Source organism: Nostoc sp. (assembly GCF_036917515.1).
Classification (GTDB): domain Bacteria; phylum Cyanobacteriota; class Cyanobacteriia; order Cyanobacteriales; family Nostocaceae; genus Nostoc.
Map to the genome: position 1 here is coordinate 22,917 of NZ_JBALDE010000137.1, position 16,612 is coordinate 39,528.

Sequence of the window (16,612 nt, forward strand, 5' to 3'; positions counted from 1 at the left end):
GGCATCCCAAGCTTCTATGCGTCAGTCAAAGTAATTCTGGAAAATATGCTGAGGCTTGATAGTACTTAACTAAAGTAAAATTTTAGTTAAGTACTTATACGGTGTATGATGTTTAAGCCTCTGTCATTTGCCATAATTGCAATTACCGTTCTCACAGCATCCATTAATAACCCCAGTCCCACCTTGGCAGGAACATGTGCCTCTAAATGTGGGTCGCACCCAATTCAGTTTACACCTGGGCAACACATTAAAGTTGAAGTTGTAAATAGCACACCCAACTTGATTAAAATCCAAAAACCCTCTGGGACTGACGCAATTTCCTTGAATCCAGGGCAGAAATTAAGTTTAGAACAAATAGAGGGTACAGAACCAAATACATCTCTAATATTTTGGAGCGAAACAGGTTTATCACTACAAGCAATTGTCTCGAAACCTAACTTTGGTACATTGCGGCTTGAACTTCGTCCGACTTCGCGTTCTTTGGGCGATCGCTCGTTGTATATCATGGATGATGGTAGGATTAACGTGTTTTAATAGATAGCAAATAATGTTATGAATTATAAGTTATGAGTTAAGAAACAACTTTCAATTCAATACTCATAACTGAAAACTTCTAACTCCTATTGTGCTAGATCGACCTGTATCTGAACTCTCAAAACAACCCAGGCGCTTACCTAATCAGCGCTGGCAAATTTATCCGCAAAAACCAGAATTTGCCAAAAATCTGGCGGTTGAGACCAGTCTCTCACCTATCATCAGCCAGTTGTTGATTAATCGCGGGATCGAAACACCAAAACAAGCACAAGCATTTTTAGAGCCAGAGTCTTTAGTTTTGCCTTCGCCGTTGGAAGAATTTTCTGATTTGGCGATTAGTGTGGAGTTGTTGCAAAATGCGATCGCTTCTCAAACAAAAATTGCTATCTGTGGTGACTACGATGCTGATGGGATGACCAGCACTGCTCTACTTTTACGTAGTCTCCGCACTTTAGGCGCACAAATAGATTATGCTATCCCCAGTCGGATGCACGAAGGCTACGGTATTAATAAACGCATAGTTGAAGAATTCCACAGCGAAGGTGTGGGATTAATTCTGACTGTAGACAATGGTATCTCTGCGTTTGAACCAGTTGCTAGAGCTAGAGAACTTGGTCTTGCAGTGATTATCACCGATCACCACGACATTCCCCAAAAATTACCGCCAGCTAACGCTATCCTCAACCCTAAACTAATAGCTGAATCCTCACCCTATCGGGGTGTTGCCGGTGTTGGTGTTGCCTATATTTTGGCAGTGTCTCTAGCACAACAGCTAGGGGAGACTAAGAGCTTGGTTAAGCCGATGCTAGCACTGTTTACACTGGGAACAATCGCAGATTTAGCTCCTTTAACTGGTGTGAATCGCCGTTGGGTGAAACGCGGTTTACAACATTTACCCAAATCCAACTTACCTGGGGTGCAGGCGTTGATTCAGGTAGCTGGGGTGCAGACCAGGGGAGATGAGAGAGCACAAAGAGCAGGAGAAAAGCTTCTATCCCCAGTCCCTGGTCCCCAGTTCCCAATCCCCGGTCCCAAATCCCTGAAGCCTGAAGATATCGGTTTTCGCCTGGGCCCACGAATTAATGCTATTGGTCGGATTGGTAATCCCCAAACTGTGATTGAATTGCTGACTACAGATGATATGGGGGTGGCGCTGGAAAGAGCAATGCAGTGCGAACAAATCAACGCCTCTCGCCAGCTAATGTGTGAGCAAATCGAACAAGAAGCGATCGCTTATGTAGAGGCAGAACTTGTTACGTCTCTACAAAAAGACCGTGTATTAGTCGTTGTTCAACCCAATTGGCATCACGGCGTTATTGGCATTGTCGCCTCTCGCTTGGTGGAACGATATGGTGTTCCCGTGTTTATCGGTACTTATGAAGATGAGGAACATATACGCGGTTCTGCACGCTCAATTCCAGAATTTCATGTATTTGAAGCTTTGGAATATTGTCATGATTTACTTGGGAAATTTGGCGGACACAAAGCAGCCGGGGGATTCTCTCTACCAGCAGAAAATTTACAGGTGTTACGATCGCGTTTGATTGAGTTTGCTAACCAGTGTCTTGAACCCCAACATCTTAAACCTCTGCTCAAAATTGATGCCGAAATCAACCTTAATCACATCAATCAGCAGCTTTATCAACAGCTTAATGCTCTACATCCCTGCGGTATGGACAACCCCGATCCAGTTTTCTGGACATCTAATGTCCAAGTAGTTGAGCAAAAAATCGTTGGTAAGGGTCACATCAAACTTACAGTTGCCCAAACTATTGATAATCAGCAGTATAAAATCAAAGCGATCGCCTGGCGTTGGGGCGACTATTTCCACCTACCATCGCGAGTGGATATCGCTTACAAACTTCGAGAAAATTACTTTAACGGTAACACAAGTATCGAGTTAGAGTTAATCGGTGTCAGATTACCAATTCGGCTTCAACAATTTTTTGTTTCGCCACCTATCCAGTCAAGCACGACATTTGAGTACAACCAGCAACAATATACTTGTGGTTTCTATAAAAACGGTATTGAAACAGAATTAAGAATTAAAAATTCTGAAGGGAAAGTATTAGCCATGCAGCCAGGACATACAATTGGTTTGCTGGGCACTAATCGTCAAAACGCTAAAAAAGTTGATATCTCTCAACCACAGTATGACAATATTATCCAAGCTGCACTTCTGGCGTTATCAGTTATCAGTTAGGAGTTAGGAGTTCTTAATTAACTTCTTACTTGTACTCTGACACTGCGAGTGCTGATTTATGAGCTATAAGTTATGAGTTGAGAATAAAATTTAATTCCTCACTCCTAACTCTTCACTCTTAACTCTCAATCAGCACTTAGCACTCTTATAGGTTGCCGTTGCGAAATGCCAGTACAAAGATTACCGCTGGACCAGCAATCACAATTAGCGCCACTGACAGCAATTGGAAGATAACTTCCCAATTGATACTGGTAAAAGCGTTAAACAAGTCAGACACTGCGTCAAACATTTTTCCTTTTCTCCTCTCAATTGTCTTAAAAAATTCAATAACTTAATTACAAAACCCGCAATCGATCATATCTGGATATGGGCTATTATATTTAATTTACTTAACAAAATTATAAGAAAAGACATAAAAACGTAAAATAAAGGGATTGAGAACTGGGGACTGGAGATTAGGGACTCGGAACTCGGTATTAGGGACTGAGGCAATACGCTTGGGTTAAAGAAATTTATCTTTTAAGGCAGGGGAAGCAGGGGGAGAAAAAAAGCAAGCTTAACTGAACTGTATTGGGGGCAGGGGAGAGTTCATGTACAAGTTCCTTTCCCTCTGCCCCTCTACCCCTCTGCCGCTTCTTCCCCTCAAGCTTGTGAGAAATGCGGGATTAGAACAGAGGCAACATTCAAAAGGATAATTACTGAACTAAAGCAGAAGATTTGATTTGAAATAAATTTTCATAATCTGCGTCTAAATAATAAACTACTATTTCCAGATTGAATTACAGTTGTTTTAACCTTTAAAAAAGTTGATAATAGTTGATAATATTTATACTGCAAAAGTTTTGGATTAGGACAGTAGATTATGACATTGAAAAATACTTTTGGTGAATATAGTTTTGTCACTAAAGTAGACGTTACCAATCTAGAAGCTAGTGTCGAGTGGTACAAGGACAAACTCGGTTTAGTTCCTGAAGACAAATATGACACGCCTAGCTGGAGACAGTTGAGTATCCCTGATATTAGGAATTTTGCAATTGGATTGAACTTAAGTAACTCAGTTGAAGCAGGTAGTACTGTTAGTACCTTTGTTGTAAACAACATAGTTGCTGCTCGTCAAAGCCTTATTGAAAAAGGAGTTGAAGTTGGACCAATTACAGATGTTGGCCACGGAGTTCAATTGTCTGTCTTCAAGGATATTGACGGAAACTTGTTGGGGCTTCGGCAAAATCCGTAGTCAACACCCTAGCTTGCTGCACAGCTTGGGAATTAGGCAGCAATTGAACTCATATTCTTGGCTAATCCCCAAATACATATACATGCTTTTTTCTCTCCCCCTGCTTCCCCTGCTTGCCTTAACAGATAAATTTCCTTTAACCCAAGCGTATTGGGGACTGGGGACAGGGAAAATTTTTCTCAATACCCAATCCTCAATCTCTAATACCTAATCTTTAATCCCCAATTCTTAATTTCTAATCCCCAGTTCCCAACCCCCAAGCCCCAATCTCCAATCTCCAATCCCCACTCCCCAATCCAAAATGTCAAATTGGCAATGTGTAAAGCAATGTGGAGCCTGCTGTAATCTCGAACCAGCAGAGCGTCCAGATTTGGAAGAGTATCTCTCTCCACCGGAATTAAAACTCTACCTCAGTATGGTAGGTGAAGGGGGATGGTGCGTTAATTTCGACCATACCACACGAGAATGTCGCATTTACCTCAATCGTCCGCGCTTCTGCCGTGTGGAATCAGAAGTGTTTCAAGATATGTATGGGATTGAACCAGAAGAAGTCAACGATTTTGCTATTGACTGCTGTCGCCAGCAAATAGAAGGAGTTTATGGCGATAGAAGTCTGGAGATATTAGCTTTTAACAAAGCGGTTGGTATTTAACAACCATACTCCGCCTACCCCTCGGTGAAGTGTTGGCTACACGAATGGCTCCGCTCGTAGCCATACCACCACATGACACGGACGCAGTTCATTCGAGAGTCTTGGAATGCTAAGACGGATACCTCGATGACGTAGATAATTACGGATTATACGACCCGTATAACCTTTGTCTCCAACCAGTCTCAAAGGGCGAATACGCTGGCGACAAGAGCCAGAACGCTTAACTGAACCTTGTTCGATTAATTGTTCAAGAAAAATTGATTCGTTACCTTGACCAGGGCTGAGAAAAAAGTTATCGGTTTGCCCTTACCCTCACAAGGTATGTGTATTTTTGTACTAAAACCTCTGGCGTGTTCGACCTAATTTTTCCTCTTCTTGGCCCCCTTTTTTCCATCCGCGGCATGTTGGTGGGCACGTATCACGGTTCATCTACGTAGTGAACTTTCCAATCAAGATTTCCTTTTTGATCGGCGAGCGCTTTCAGATTTTCTAATATTTGGTTCCAGACCCCGGTTTTTTGCCATCGGTAAAACCTTGTTGCTATGCTTTGCCATTTTCGATAACGTTCTGGCAGCAACTGCCCACGGCGCTCCAGTTCTCAATATCCATAGGACACCATTAATAACCGTGCGCTGGTCATCCTAAAGGCTTGCCTGTGTGTGGTTTTTGGGGTGGAAGTAGTCGTTTTAACCCCTGCCATTGCTCGTTAGTTAAGTCTCCTCGATTCATTAATCCACCCCGCGAACGCCTATTTTAGGATATAGCAAGTTTGAAAACACGCCCTAGCCCGTCATAGATATCGCTCCCATGCTGTTTGTAGCAAATTACCCTGATTATCCCACCAGCGCAACCAGGGTAATTCTAAATTTTGATAGCGGACTTCCTAAGAAAATGTCAAGCAAAGCTAGAAAAACCAAGATTCGGTGGAATATCCTGAATTCGCCCAGGTCCGATCGCTCGTAATGCTTCTTTGAGTAAAATATCCCCAGTATACAAAGCACGTCCGACAATCACACCAGTCACGCCTTGAGGTTCTAACGCCAACAAACTTAACAAGTCGGTGACAGAACTCACCCCGCCAGAAGCAATTATCGGAATGGAAATTGCTGCTGCAAGTTCTCGCAAAGCTTCTAAATTGGGGCCTGTAAGTGTCCCATCTCGGTGGATATCTGTGTAAATTATGGCGGCTGCACCCAATTCTTGCATTTGTACGGCCAGTTGAGTTGCTAAAACTTCCGAGGTTTCTAACCAGCCGCGAGTTGCTACTTTGCCATTACGGGCATCAATACCGATAATAATCTGTTCGGGAAATTCTTGGCAGAGTTCTTGCACTAACTGGGGTTGTTCTACGGCGATAGTGCCGAGAATCGCCCACTGTATACCTAGATTGAATACTTGTTGCACGCTGGTGCGATCGCGCAATCCTCCACCAATTTCAATGGGTACTGACACTGCTTGAGCGATCGCTTCAATTGCCCCCAGGTTTACTACTTTACCTGCTTTAGCACCGTCTAAATCAACTATATGCAATCTAGTAGCACCTTCATCTACCCACTGTTTGGCAACATCAGCAGGATTTTCGCTAAAAACTTGCGAGCGATCATAGTCTCCTTGATACAGTCGCACACAATGTCCTTCTAGTAAATCAATCGCTGGAATTACGTCCATCTAACTCTTCCTCATTGCAATCAAAACGCTATCTATCGCTGAATTTACTATTTTTCATTTTTCATTTTTAATTGCCTTACAGCTTGCCCAAAACCCAGCACAAGCAAGATGTTAGAAAGGGTCAAAAATAGTTCTGCACTACCGTGCAACCAATCCACATTGGCTAAAGACTTACCATAATGCAATACAGCATAAATTCCCGCCGGGATGGTGATGGCAACAAAGACGAGAGTGCCGTAAAATCCATACAGCGCTAAACGCGGCATTTGCGGACTGCGGCTGATAAACCACAAGAAACCTAAATAGGGAAACAGTGAAAGTGCAAACAGGGTTTCTTTAGAAATCATTGCTCTGATTTAATAGGTTTTGGTTCAACAGTGTTAACAGACTTGGTAGAACGCCAAATCAAAAACGCTGCTAACCAAAGCGTAAAATTACCAACTAAGGTCATGGTAGCTTGAAGTGTTACCAACCATTCCAGAGATTCGGCGTTGTCGAAATAATGCCAGGTACAGGCACACATCGCGCTGACTAAAGCTGGTAACATGGCAAGGGATAATCCCCACCAGCTACGGTTATTAGTGAGTTCGCCGTAAGTCCAGATTAACCAAATGGCGACAATCCATTCAATAACGCTAGAAACATGAATAATCCAGGTGGGAATCGAAAGGGCGTGCATAAGAAATTTAGGAGTTGAAGTTGGGAGAGACGCGATTAATCACGTCTGTACAAGAAGAGACGCAATTAATCTTGTCTGTACAAGAGTTAGGAGTCCTTTTTATCTTCTTGTGTTGCGAAGTTTGAAAATAGAAATTGTGAATGAGTCTACTATCTGTATCAACGATAGATATTCTGTATAAAAAAGTTGTTAATCTCAAATCCAAAATGGTCAAGATGCGGGCGTTATTGTCTGGGTATTACGGTAAAGGTAATGGTGGTGACGAAGCTTTGTTGGCAACACTTTTGCAAATGTTACCATCTCAGGTAACGCCTGTGGTACTTTCTGGTAATCCAAAGGAAACGCGCGATCGCTACAATGTAGAAACCTATGATCGCATGGCTCCCTTAGCTGTACTACAAGCTTTACGCTCTTGTGATGCCTTGATTTGGGGTGGCGGGAGTCTTATTCAAGATGTTACCAGCACTATCAGCCCATTTTATTATGGGGGACTGATGGCATTAGCGCAGAAAATGGGTTTGAAAACTGTTGCTTGGGCGCAGGGTATTGGCCCTTTAGTGCGTCCGCAAACTCGTTGGTTGGCAAAGCAAACCTTTAGTAATTGTACCAAAATTAGTGTCCGCGATCGCGCCAGTGCGGCTTTATTATCTGATTGGCAAATTCCTTGTATTATAGCTCCTGACCCGGTTTGGGCGTTGGAATCTAAACCAGTACCAGGACTTTGGGATTTACCTGCGCCGAGAGTTGCCCTAACGTTGCGATCGCATTCTCAACTTACAGAAATACGTCTAGCAAACTTAACTCGCGCTTTAGTAGATTTTCAAAAAGCTACGCAGACTTTTATTTTATTACTACCGTTTCAAAAAAGTGAAGATTTAAGTATTGCCGAAGCTATTCAACCACACCTTAAAGATGTTAGCAAAATTTTGTGTCTGGAAGATCCGCAACTTTTGAAAGGTGTGTTTCGCGGTGTCGAGATGGCAATTGGGATGCGTTTGCACAGCTTGATTATGGCTGCATCTATTGGTTGCCGCTGTTTTGCTCTCAGTTATGATCCCAAAGTAAATCGCCTCATGGAAGACTTAGAAATGCCTGGTTGGGATTTGACGAGTTTACCCGATGACCCCAATTTGATTAGTCTAACTTGGATGGAGCATTACGCTAATGGCGATCCGTTATCACCTGAGCAAATACAATCTTTAGTAGATAGGGCATTAATGCACCGCGAGTTATTGAGCGACGCTTTATGTAATAAGTAAGATTAAACAATCTTTACCGAAAAAAATGCAAAAATTATATAACTTACGTACATTATGTGTATCAACGTAAATACCTTTTTTCAGCCTTTTATTAATGATTATTTTGGCAGTAAAGGAGTAATTGTCAAAATTTTGTAAGGTAATTATGAAAATACTTAAGTATTTATTATCACGATTTATTTTGGCGATATTATTTAGGAAATGCAAAAATAATTATTGAGATAATTTTAATGATCAGCTTTGGCTTTTGGAACCTGATTATACTAATTTTAGTTGCTTGGGTTCTTAAAAATAATTGGCGATTAGATGATGAACAGTTAGCCTGGAAAAATTCTTTATTCTTAAAATTTTCTGTGATTCAACAGTTGATAAAATTTTTTCGTAAACCAATTGTTAACTTTATTGTCCAAGCAAGTGTTGTGTTAGTCGTTACAAGATTTCTCTGTTATACAGGTTGGCTAATTTATTTCCTAAATCAACCACATCCACCCTTTTGGGATTTTCAGTGGTATTATGTAGCCAGTAAATTGGCTCATCAGCATTTAAGTCCCTTTAATGTCGAGATTTTTAATCAAACTTTCTGTACCATAACTAAGGTGTGTGGATCTCTTCCACCGTTTGTCTATCCACCTAATATTATTCCTCTTATCTGGTTTCTCGGTGATTTTTCGCTTAATAATGCATTTAAAATCTCGATTGTAATGCATATATTAGCTATCGGTTTGGCCTTATGGGGAGCAAATATCCTGCTGGAGTCGAAGTCGCGAGCTTTGAAAACTATTTGCACAATCTCGGTTGCCTTGATTTATGGTTTAGTTCGCGATTTTCAAGTTGGTAATATTGCTATTTTTATTGCAGTTTTAATTTTATGGATGTTTATCTGGGCTAGAAAAAATCAAGATATTCCAGCAGGAATTTGCTTAGGACTTGCCCTTTGTAAACCAACATTAGCTGCATTATTCATTTTATATTTTCTACTTAAAAAACGGTTTTCTCTAGTTTTTGTATCTGTTGTCACAGTCACTTCTCTAGCACTTTTAGGTCTAGGTTTGACGGGCAATTCTTTGACACAATTCCTGTCAGATTCCACTCAGGGATTTTCACTTTGGCTAAAAGATCCATCAGTTAATCCTTATATTTCGATCAGTCGCCTCGATTTGATGGTTGTGGGTCCAAGATTATTCCCTAATAACTCATTCTTTGCCCAGCTTTTGTCAAATATAATTGTTCTGATACTCGTTAGTTGTGTCGGTCGGTATTTGTATCTACAACAATCTTTTACAGCTTGGTCAAAAAAAATCTATTTAGCAGAAATAGTATTAATTTCTTGCTTGAGTATTAGCATCAACTATTCACAGGACACTAGTTCTGTGATGTTAATACCTGCTGCTGTTTTTTTGCTAAATGATTTGCTGTATCAGATCAGACATTGTAAATTCTCTAGGAAAAGAATGTCTGTTTGGTTAGCAGGAGTTTGCTGTATTGTAATGCAAACAGCAGTTATTCATGGCTGGCTCATCCACTCTCTAGCAAAGCACTGGAAGGTAAAAGCAGGCGAATTGCCATACTTGATGAAAGTAACTATTTTCGCCCTACCGAGTTATGCTGTTTTAGGAATCACCCTAAGTATTTTAGTTTTAGCAATTAGTTCCCTTCGTCAAAAACAGATTCTAAAATTTGAATCATTTAATCGGGTGTCGACATAATTCGTAATTGATAATTCCTAGTTCGTTGCAATCAGTACTTGTGTACACTCGATTGATTGTTGATCACTGAATCACAGACTTCAGTGCTTGCTCTATAACCATTTAATTACAAATTACGTAGCTTGCTTATCGTCAGAGACAAGTATTACAAATTAGTAATTATTTGGTTATATTGATGCTAAAGTTTAAAATCAGTTTTACCTTTTACCGCTAACAATACCTGACCATTGAACTTTTTTCTCTTTTTCCCGACGGTAAGAAAAGAAATGCTCTGGAGTTTGAAAAGTACAATAAGGTGCGATCGCAATTTGTTCTGCACTAATTCCCATATTTTCCAGTTGTAAGGTATTCACTCGCCGCACATCCAGCCGTACCTTACCAGGATTAGGATCTTCTTGCAAAGGTGAATTTGCTAGTTCATGCAATGCCGTTAGAATTTTTTCTTCGTCATTATGTGATATAAGACTAGCCCCAATTTCCGCAGCCACTTCGATAGAGACTTGGTAAACTTCACCAGCGATCGCCGGGCCCATTGCAATGCGTAAATCATCGAGTTTACTGCCTTGAGATTGTAATCGAGCGATCGCCAAGGGCACAATCTTTTTAGCAGTCCCCCGCCAGCCTGCGTGTAATGCTGCTACTTGTCCAGTTTGCACATCCCCAATCAACACGGGTGTACAATCTGCACTAGCTACCCAAACCGCTTGTAGAGGCTGTTCGCTGATTAAACCATCTGCCGATGCGAAATCCTCCTCAGCAGAGCTTAAGAAGCTTTCAACTTCTTGGGGGGTGAGAACAGTATTGCCATGAACCTGCTTTAAGCGATAGACTGATGCCTCTGGTTGCAATACTTCTGTGATAACTTGTGGCGATCGCGGCCAAAACTGCTGGGTAAAAAAGCCATGATGCCAACGTTCCAGAATACTACAAGTTAGATAGGGGAGTCCTTCCCAATTGTGCCAGTGCCAAGTGTGCATCTTCAACCAAACCTAAACAGAAATCACTTATCAGCCAATCAATGCTAACTTGAACAACGGAATTTGGGTTAACTGCTGTGGGATTTAATCTGCAAAACTTGGAAACAGCCTTGCAAGCAGGGCGGAAGTATAGATATTTACCATTTTCCCTTCACTTTTTTGAAAGCGTCTCCTCAACCAACCAAACCCTTTGGAACTTACTCAACCAAGAGGCTATTTCAGGAACAGTAGTAATTGCAACTCAGCAATCTGCTGGGCGGGGACAATGGGGCCGCCAGTGGATTTCTCCTATTGGGGGATTATATGTTTCCGTGGCGATTTCTTTCCACCATAAAATAGAGGCTACTAACAGCTATCAGCTAACTTTTGCCACTGCTTGGGGAATTGCGTCACAATTGCGTCAACACGGTATAGATGTTGGAATAAAATGGCCCAATGATTTAGTTTTAAATGGTCGCAAACTAGGCGGCATTTTGACAGAAACCAAAGTAAACAAAGGACAAATCACCCAAGCAGTAATTGGTGTTGGTATTAACTGGACAAACCCAGTACCAGAAACTGGAATCAATCTGGAATCGTGGCAAGCTTCCCAAGATAGCAGACCAATTTCTTGTCTGGAAATGTTAACCTCTAGAGTCTTGCTAGGAATAGAATCCGGTATAGAGTGCCTTGAACAAGAAGGAGTAAATATACTCTTGTCTCGCTATTTAGAATTGTTTACAAACATGGGCGATCGGGTGTGCGTCAATAATCTTTCAGGTACAGTAGTTGGGGTGACTCTTCAAGGAAATTTACGAGTTGATTTAGAAACACATGATACAAAGGAATTAATTACACCGGAAATTTATATTGAACCCGGTACAATCAGTTTGGGGTACCATAAATCTTCCGTTTAAATTTGAGGTTTGTTCAAAATTTCGCTCTTCGGGCAAGACAAACCACTAGCATCATCTCTTTAGGCAATTACACACAACTGAGAGAACAAATGACGCAGCGCAATAATTCTGCCGATCATCGTTTGCATTACTTATGGCAGCAAGGTCTAACAAAAAAACGTTTTGCCTCAACGTTACCAGCTCAGAGCCTCTGTTGGCTGAGTAGCGTTAGCCTCCTTAGCGGTGGCTTCGTGTTTGCCCAAACAGAAGCACAAATAGACAACATCGTTCCCACTGTTGAAAGTTCTCAGCCAACAGCCGTTATAAATCCAGTTAAAGCCTCGACTTTTAAAAAACAGGCTGTTGCGCCGGAAGCCCCTCAAGCGCAACCGGAATTTTCCCAACGGCGAGCCAAACTCAGACAGAGACTAGGCAAGCCAGAGGTTGCTCAATCAAAAGAGCCAGTTAGGCAGTCTACACCCAAAATCGAAGCTGCCCAACCTGTTGTGATTATCAGACAATCAAAGCCTAAAGTAGAAGCCTCACAGGTTACTCCTATAAAAGTGAGACAGGAAAAACCCAATCCCCCTGTCCGCTCTTTACCTGAAAAACTTCCAATAGTTGCTCAACCATCAAATAACTCCAACAGCCCTGTCAGTGCAACGGCGGAGAAAATCAAGGATTATAATAACGCCTATATCGATCCTAATAGTTATGACAGTGGTGCAACAGGTACTTATCAAGCACCAAACTCTGTAATTGTTACAGAACGCTCCAGTGGTTGTCGAGCCATTTTGCCATCAGGGCAAAGTGTATTAGGCGGCGTTTGCGCCAAAGTACCTCAAAAAAGTGTAGCTAATTCTAATGGTAAACCAGCACCTAATTGGCTCAGAAGAAGTCAAAATGCCCAATTACCAGTAGTCCCACCCGTGCGACAGATTGCCGCTACTGGCAACACCAGTAGATGGCGTGCTGCTCAAAGTGGTTCTAGCGGTGTCGTCACCAAGAGCGCATTTCGCCCGAATCGGTTTATCCCGACTCCCATAGAGTTCAGCCCGACAACAGTGAGTGCAGCTCCCATTGCAGCGAGTGGTGGGACTTTACCGCCACCAATGGCAGATGGTAACATTGCACCCCGCCCTAGCAAGGTAGCTTATGACTTCTCACTGGCATCAGTATTGCCACAAATTCCCTACATGGGGAGAGTCGCCTATAGTGGTACGGGAATGATGTATCCATTGTCTATTCCCGCTCCCATTACTTCTTTGTTTGGTTGGCGAATTCATCCAATCACAGGTACTCAACGCTTCCATGCTGGTACAGACTTGGGTGCGCCTACAGGAACACCAGTTTTGGCAGCTGCTGCGGGTCAAGTGGAAACTGCTAACTGGGTGGGTGGTTATGGTTTAACCGTTATCCTAAATCACAAATCTGCTGAACAAACTCTCTATGGTCACATGTCAGAAATCCTTGTTCAACCCGGTCAATGGGTACAGCCTGGAACTGTCATTGGTCTAGTTGGCAGCACTGGGAATTCCACAGGTCCTCACTTGCACTTTGAAGTTCGTCACCTGACACAAGATGGGTGGGTTGCTAGTGACCCAGGCGTGGAATTACAAAGTGCCCTCAGCCAGTTAGTGCGAGGCTTGCAAACCGCTCAGGTGAGCCAGCAACCGGGTAGCTAGAAGAAGCTGAGGGGCAGGGGAGGCAAGGGGGGGACAAGGGGACAAGGTGACAAGGTGACTAAAGTTAGAACTTGCAACAAGTCTTTCCTTTCCCCTTGTCCCCAAGTCTCTTCCAAATGCCCCATGCTCAATTACAAATACCCGTGTTCTGCTAAGAATGCGGGTGTAATGCTATCTATACTATTTTCATCCGAGGATGTAGCGTGTGGGTTGCCAGAATAAAGGAATTTTTCGACGTATTTGCCGAGAATATCCCCTTCTAGATTCACCAAACTGCCTGCAACCAAATAGCGAATATTTGTCTCGCTGTATGTGAGGGGAATTACCGCTACTTTAAATTGGGAGAGTTCTGGCTCATAAGCGGCGACTGTAAGGCTGATGCCATTGACGGCAATGCTACCTTTGGGGACAATGTACCGTGCGATCGCTTCGGATGCAATAAAGGTCATTTCCCAAGAACTAGCTGTTTGTTGGGCCACTAGCAATCGACCGATGCCATCTACATGACCCATCACAAAATGACCGCCAACTTTGCTGCCTACCTTTAGCGACGCTTCTAAATTGACATATCTTTGTTGCGTTTGCTCACCTCCCAGAGTGGTGCGGCGTAGAGTTTCCGGTGAAGCAGTGACAATAAATCCGTCTTTTAAGACTTGTTCCACTGTCAGGCAAACACCATCTACAGCAACACTGTCACCATAAGCCAAATCTTGCATAATTACTTCACCTGACTGACTTACACAAGTAATTTGCCAAGAATCGCCCCCTAAGGGTTCCATCGTTCCTAATGCTTGGATTAATCCTGTAAACACGGCTTTTTTGTCAAACTAACTCTATTTATTGCCTAATTTTGCCTGGAATCAATTGGTAATTGTCACATAAATCTTCAACATCCAAGTATATTTTCTGACTTTTTTTCGCATAGGAATATTAACACATTAGCATCCTTCACAGGGCATACTTGGGTAAGAAGGTTATTGTCTAAGAAGACCAATTTGACTTACTCTGGTTTTCACCACAAGTTCGGAGTTTAATAGAAGCAATTATAGAGAACGAATGCTTATGTTTATTACTGTAACCAAACCGCCTAAAAATGGGTGCTATTTAATACACGGCATCCAAGGCTCTCAAAGCATGGTAGAGGCTTAGGCAATGATTGAAATGAAAGTCGCTGGCATAGCATTAGATGCCATAACTCGCAGCCCGATTGTCCTTTTGAAAGATTCTTCAGATCGGCGGGCTTTGCCAATTTACATTGGTCAGGAACAGGCTAAGGCAATTATGGGCGCACTGGAGAATCAGAAGCCTCCCAGACCCTTAACCCACGACCTAATTGTGAATCTTCTAGAGACTTGGAACATGACTCTAGAAAAGATCATTATTCATTCCCTGCAAAAGGATACATTTTATGCAGCTTTAATTGTCCAGCAAGGCGAAGTCAAAAAAGAAATTGACGCCCGTCCTAGCGATGCGATCGCTATTGCTCTCCGTACAAATACTCCCATTTGGGTAATGGAAGAAGTGATTGCCGATGCTTCTATCCCTGTTGATCGCGATGCAGATGAAGCCGAACAGCAAGCCTTCCGTGAATTTATTTCTAATCTCCGTCCAGAAGATTTGATCAAGCGCTTTGGTAATGGCGACAGCTAGGATAATGCTGAGTAATGAGTGCTGAGTGCTGTTAGCGGGGCATTGAACCAGTGCTGAGAGAGAATAGAGAATCTAGAGAATAAAATAATTTCTTTATTCTTTCTTTTTCACTTTGTCATTCTTGTAGAGACACTATTAATCGTATTTCTACTCAGAACTCACTACTCAGGACTCAATTTATGAAATACCGACGCTTTGGAAAAACGAATCTGCGCCTCTCGGTTTTTTCTTTGGGAACAATGCGCTACCTAGCTTCTTTTGAAAATGCTCACCAGACTATTGAAGAAGCCTTAGCGTTAGGAATTAATCATTTAGAAACTGCTAGAGGTTACGGTAAAAGTGAGGAGTATCTTGGTAGGGCGCTAAAAGCTGGGTTGTCAGTACCCCGAACGAGGCTTTATGTTACTACCAAAATTTCAGCCACAGCAGATGCTGACACCATGCGTCGGTGCATCGACGAGTCTCTAGAACGATTACAACTAGATTATTTAGATTGCTTAGGGGTTCATGGTTTGAACACTTGGCAACATTTGGAGTGGGTGCAAGCTAAAAATGGCTGTATGCAAGCAGTGGAGGAAGCTGTTGCTGATGGCCGGGTACGACACGTTGGTTTTTCCACCCACGGGCCATTAGAAGTAATTCAAGCAGCAATAAATACAGATTTATTTGAATTTGTCAATCTGCATTATTACTATTTTTTTCAACGGCACGTACCAGCGATTCAACTAGCTGCCGAAAAGGATATGGGCATTTTCATTATTTCTCCTGCTGATAAGGGAGGACGCCTCTATACGCCATCCCAAACCCTAAAAGACCTGTGTTATCCGTATTCACCCTTAGAATTAAACTATCGATTTTTACTTACAGATAGTCGTATTACTACTTTGAGTATAGGGCCAGCTAACCCAGAGGAATTAAGGGAACCTTTGCAAATTGCTGACCATGATGGAGAGTTAAAATTAGCAGAAATTTCCGCTTTCCAGCGTTTAGAAAATCAGCAAAAACTTGCTTTAGAAACTGATAATTGTAGCCAGTGTTATGCTTGTTTGCCCTGTCCCGAGAATATTAATATTCCAGAGGTATTGCGGTTACGTAATCTCGCAGTAGCATACGATATGAAAGACTATGGTCAATATCGTTACGCAATGTTTGAAAATGCCGGTCACTGGTTCTCTGGAATGAAAGGCAACCGATGTACAGAATGCGGTGACTGTTTACCTCGCTGTCCAGAAAAGTTAAATATTCCAGCTTTGTTAAAAGATACTCACCAAAAATTAAGTGGAAAAGCAGGTCGGAGATTGTGGGGATAAAAATGTAAACAGAATTCAGAATATCCGTTAACTTCAGTATGAGAGTCAACACTTAGTCGCACACCTGTCATTTTAGCTGCTGAGTTCTAATACCAATTCTCTAAAATTGGACTACAGATGAGAGAATAAGAATAAACCAGATGAAGGATGAACAATGTCAGGGATATATCAGCTAGAAAT

At 42.1% G+C, this 16,612-nt stretch carries 16 protein-coding genes and 1 pseudogene; 10 read left to right on the top strand and 7 right to left on the bottom strand.

Annotated elements, in window-relative coordinates; genetic code table 11:
* The first annotated feature begins 108 nt into the window (after positions 1-108).
* Both V7K89_RS18115 and V7K89_RS18120 read left to right on the top strand, forming a co-directional pair.
* The gene (locus V7K89_RS18115) at positions 109-534 is read left to right on the top strand and encodes a hypothetical protein (RefSeq protein WP_335189477.1); all 426 of its coding nucleotides are present in this window, start codon (positions 109-111) and stop codon (positions 532-534) included.
* Between the two features lie 91 nt (positions 535-625).
* Positions 626-2,737, top strand: a complete 2,112-nt coding sequence (locus V7K89_RS18120; RefSeq protein WP_335189453.1) for a single-stranded-DNA-specific exonuclease RecJ — start codon at positions 626-628, stop codon at positions 2,735-2,737.
* A 145-nt stretch (positions 2,738-2,882) separates the two neighbouring features.
* Here the strand turns inward: V7K89_RS18120 and psb30 are convergent, their stop codons facing one another.
* Positions 2,883-3,026, bottom strand: a complete 144-nt coding sequence (gene psb30 / locus V7K89_RS18125) for a photosystem II reaction center protein Ycf12/Psb30 (protein ID WP_069068686.1) — start codon at positions 3,024-3,026, stop codon at positions 2,883-2,885.
* Positions 3,027-3,599: 573 nt separating this feature from the next.
* On the opposite strand from psb30, the gene V7K89_RS18130 reads away from it, so the two are divergent.
* Entirely contained in the window at positions 3,600-3,971 is a 372-nt protein-coding gene (locus tag V7K89_RS18130) for a VOC family protein (RefSeq protein WP_335189455.1), read from the top strand.
* A gap of 301 nt (positions 3,972-4,272) precedes the next feature.
* The gene (locus V7K89_RS18135) at positions 4,273-4,623 is read left to right on the top strand and encodes a YkgJ family cysteine cluster protein (RefSeq protein WP_335189457.1); all 351 of its coding nucleotides are present in this window, start codon (positions 4,273-4,275) and stop codon (positions 4,621-4,623) included.
* A 790-nt stretch (positions 4,624-5,413) separates the two neighbouring features.
* Here V7K89_RS18135 and V7K89_RS18140 read toward each other — a convergent pair.
* The 4 genes and pseudogenes from V7K89_RS18140 to V7K89_RS18155 all read right to left on the bottom strand — a co-directional run.
* A pseudogene (locus V7K89_RS18140) lies at positions 5,414-5,497 on the bottom strand (Uma2 family endonuclease); the annotation flags it as partial.
* A gap of 20 nt (positions 5,498-5,517) precedes the next feature.
* Entirely contained in the window at positions 5,518-6,291 is a 774-nt protein-coding gene (gene hisA / locus V7K89_RS18145; protein ID WP_335189459.1) for a 1-(5-phosphoribosyl)-5-[(5-phosphoribosylamino)methylideneamino]imidazole-4-carboxamide isomerase, read from the bottom strand.
* A 47-nt stretch (positions 6,292-6,338) separates the two neighbouring features.
* Positions 6,339-6,638: a DUF3593 domain-containing protein gene (locus tag V7K89_RS18150; protein WP_334911697.1), complete on the bottom strand. Its 300-nt coding sequence runs from the start codon at positions 6,636-6,638 to the stop codon at positions 6,339-6,341.
* The gene (locus V7K89_RS18155) at positions 6,635-6,970 is read right to left on the bottom strand and encodes a DUF2499 domain-containing protein (protein ID WP_335189461.1); all 336 of its coding nucleotides are present in this window, start codon (positions 6,968-6,970) and stop codon (positions 6,635-6,637) included. Before V7K89_RS18155 ends, V7K89_RS18150 begins: the two co-directional genes overlap by 4 nt.
* Before the next feature lie 215 nt (positions 6,971-7,185).
* Here V7K89_RS18155 and csaB point away from each other — a divergent pair, with 215 nt between their 5' ends.
* Both csaB and V7K89_RS18165 read left to right on the top strand, forming a co-directional pair.
* Complete coding sequence (csaB, locus tag V7K89_RS18160; RefSeq protein WP_335189479.1) at positions 7,186-8,229, top strand: polysaccharide pyruvyl transferase CsaB; 1,044 nt, start codon at positions 7,186-7,188, stop codon at positions 8,227-8,229.
* Positions 8,230-8,756: 527 nt separating this feature from the next.
* Positions 8,757-9,935, top strand: coding sequence for a glycosyltransferase family 87 protein (locus V7K89_RS18165; protein ID WP_335189463.1), 1,179 nt, complete (start codon positions 8,757-8,759; stop codon positions 9,933-9,935).
* A 197-nt stretch (positions 9,936-10,132) separates the two neighbouring features.
* On the opposite strand, the gene pgeF is transcribed toward V7K89_RS18165, so the two are convergent.
* A complete protein-coding gene (gene pgeF, locus V7K89_RS18170; RefSeq protein WP_335189465.1) occupies positions 10,133-10,912 on the bottom strand; it encodes a peptidoglycan editing factor PgeF in 780 nt (259 codons plus the stop codon).
* A 77-nt stretch (positions 10,913-10,989) separates the two neighbouring features.
* On the opposite strand from pgeF, the gene V7K89_RS18175 reads away from it, so the two are divergent.
* Both V7K89_RS18175 and V7K89_RS18180 read left to right on the top strand, forming a co-directional pair.
* On the top strand, positions 10,990-11,808 hold the full coding sequence (locus V7K89_RS18175) for a biotin--[acetyl-CoA-carboxylase] ligase (RefSeq protein ID WP_335189466.1): 819 nt from the start codon (positions 10,990-10,992) through the stop codon (positions 11,806-11,808).
* 89 nt (positions 11,809-11,897) lie between these two features.
* Complete coding sequence (locus V7K89_RS18180) at positions 11,898-13,472, top strand: M23 family metallopeptidase (RefSeq protein ID WP_335189467.1); 1,575 nt, start codon at positions 11,898-11,900, stop codon at positions 13,470-13,472.
* Positions 13,473-13,603: 131 nt separating this feature from the next.
* Here the strand turns inward: V7K89_RS18180 and V7K89_RS18185 are convergent, their stop codons facing one another.
* Positions 13,604-14,284: a riboflavin synthase gene (locus V7K89_RS18185; protein ID WP_335189469.1), complete on the bottom strand. Its 681-nt coding sequence runs from the start codon at positions 14,282-14,284 to the stop codon at positions 13,604-13,606.
* A 340-nt stretch (positions 14,285-14,624) separates the two neighbouring features.
* On the opposite strand from V7K89_RS18185, the gene V7K89_RS18190 reads away from it, so the two are divergent.
* Positions 14,625-15,122 (top strand): bifunctional nuclease family protein, encoded by a 498-nt coding sequence (locus tag V7K89_RS18190; protein WP_335189471.1) that lies wholly within the window; start codon positions 14,625-14,627, stop codon positions 15,120-15,122.
* A 179-nt stretch (positions 15,123-15,301) separates the two neighbouring features.
* Positions 15,302-16,432 carry an aldo/keto reductase gene (locus tag V7K89_RS18195; protein ID WP_335189473.1) on the top strand — a complete coding sequence of 377 codons (1,131 nt, stop codon included), beginning with the start codon at positions 15,302-15,304 and terminating at the stop codon, positions 16,430-16,432.
* Positions 16,433-16,612 lie beyond the last annotated feature (180 nt).

Bases quoted from the DNA above. Each gene is read 5' to 3' on its own strand.
- V7K89_RS18195 (WP_335189473.1), top strand. From the start codon at position 15,302: ATGAAATACCGACGCTTTGGAAAAACGAATCTGCGCCTCTCGGTTTTT.
- psb30 (WP_069068686.1), bottom strand. From the start codon at position 3,026: ATGTTTGACGCAGTGTCTGACTTGTTTAACGCTTTTACCAGTATCAAT.
- csaB (WP_335189479.1), top strand. From the start codon at position 7,186: ATGCGGGCGTTATTGTCTGGGTATTACGGTAAAGGTAATGGTGGTGAC.
- V7K89_RS18115 (WP_335189477.1), top strand. From the start codon at position 109: ATGTTTAAGCCTCTGTCATTTGCCATAATTGCAATTACCGTTCTCACA.
- V7K89_RS18150 (WP_334911697.1), bottom strand. From the start codon at position 6,638: ATGATTTCTAAAGAAACCCTGTTTGCACTTTCACTGTTTCCCTATTTA.
- V7K89_RS18180 (WP_335189467.1), top strand. From the start codon at position 11,898: ATGACGCAGCGCAATAATTCTGCCGATCATCGTTTGCATTACTTATGG.
- V7K89_RS18130 (WP_335189455.1), top strand. From the start codon at position 3,600: ATGACATTGAAAAATACTTTTGGTGAATATAGTTTTGTCACTAAAGTA.
- hisA (WP_335189459.1), bottom strand. From the start codon at position 6,291: ATGGACGTAATTCCAGCGATTGATTTACTAGAAGGACATTGTGTGCGA.
- pgeF (WP_335189465.1), bottom strand. From the start codon at position 10,912: ATGCACACTTGGCACTGGCACAATTGGGAAGGACTCCCCTATCTAACT.
- V7K89_RS18155 (WP_335189461.1), bottom strand. From the start codon at position 6,970: ATGCACGCCCTTTCGATTCCCACCTGGATTATTCATGTTTCTAGCGTT.
- V7K89_RS18190 (WP_335189471.1), top strand. From the start codon at position 14,625: ATGATTGAAATGAAAGTCGCTGGCATAGCATTAGATGCCATAACTCGC.
- V7K89_RS18135 (WP_335189457.1), top strand. From the start codon at position 4,273: ATGTCAAATTGGCAATGTGTAAAGCAATGTGGAGCCTGCTGTAATCTC.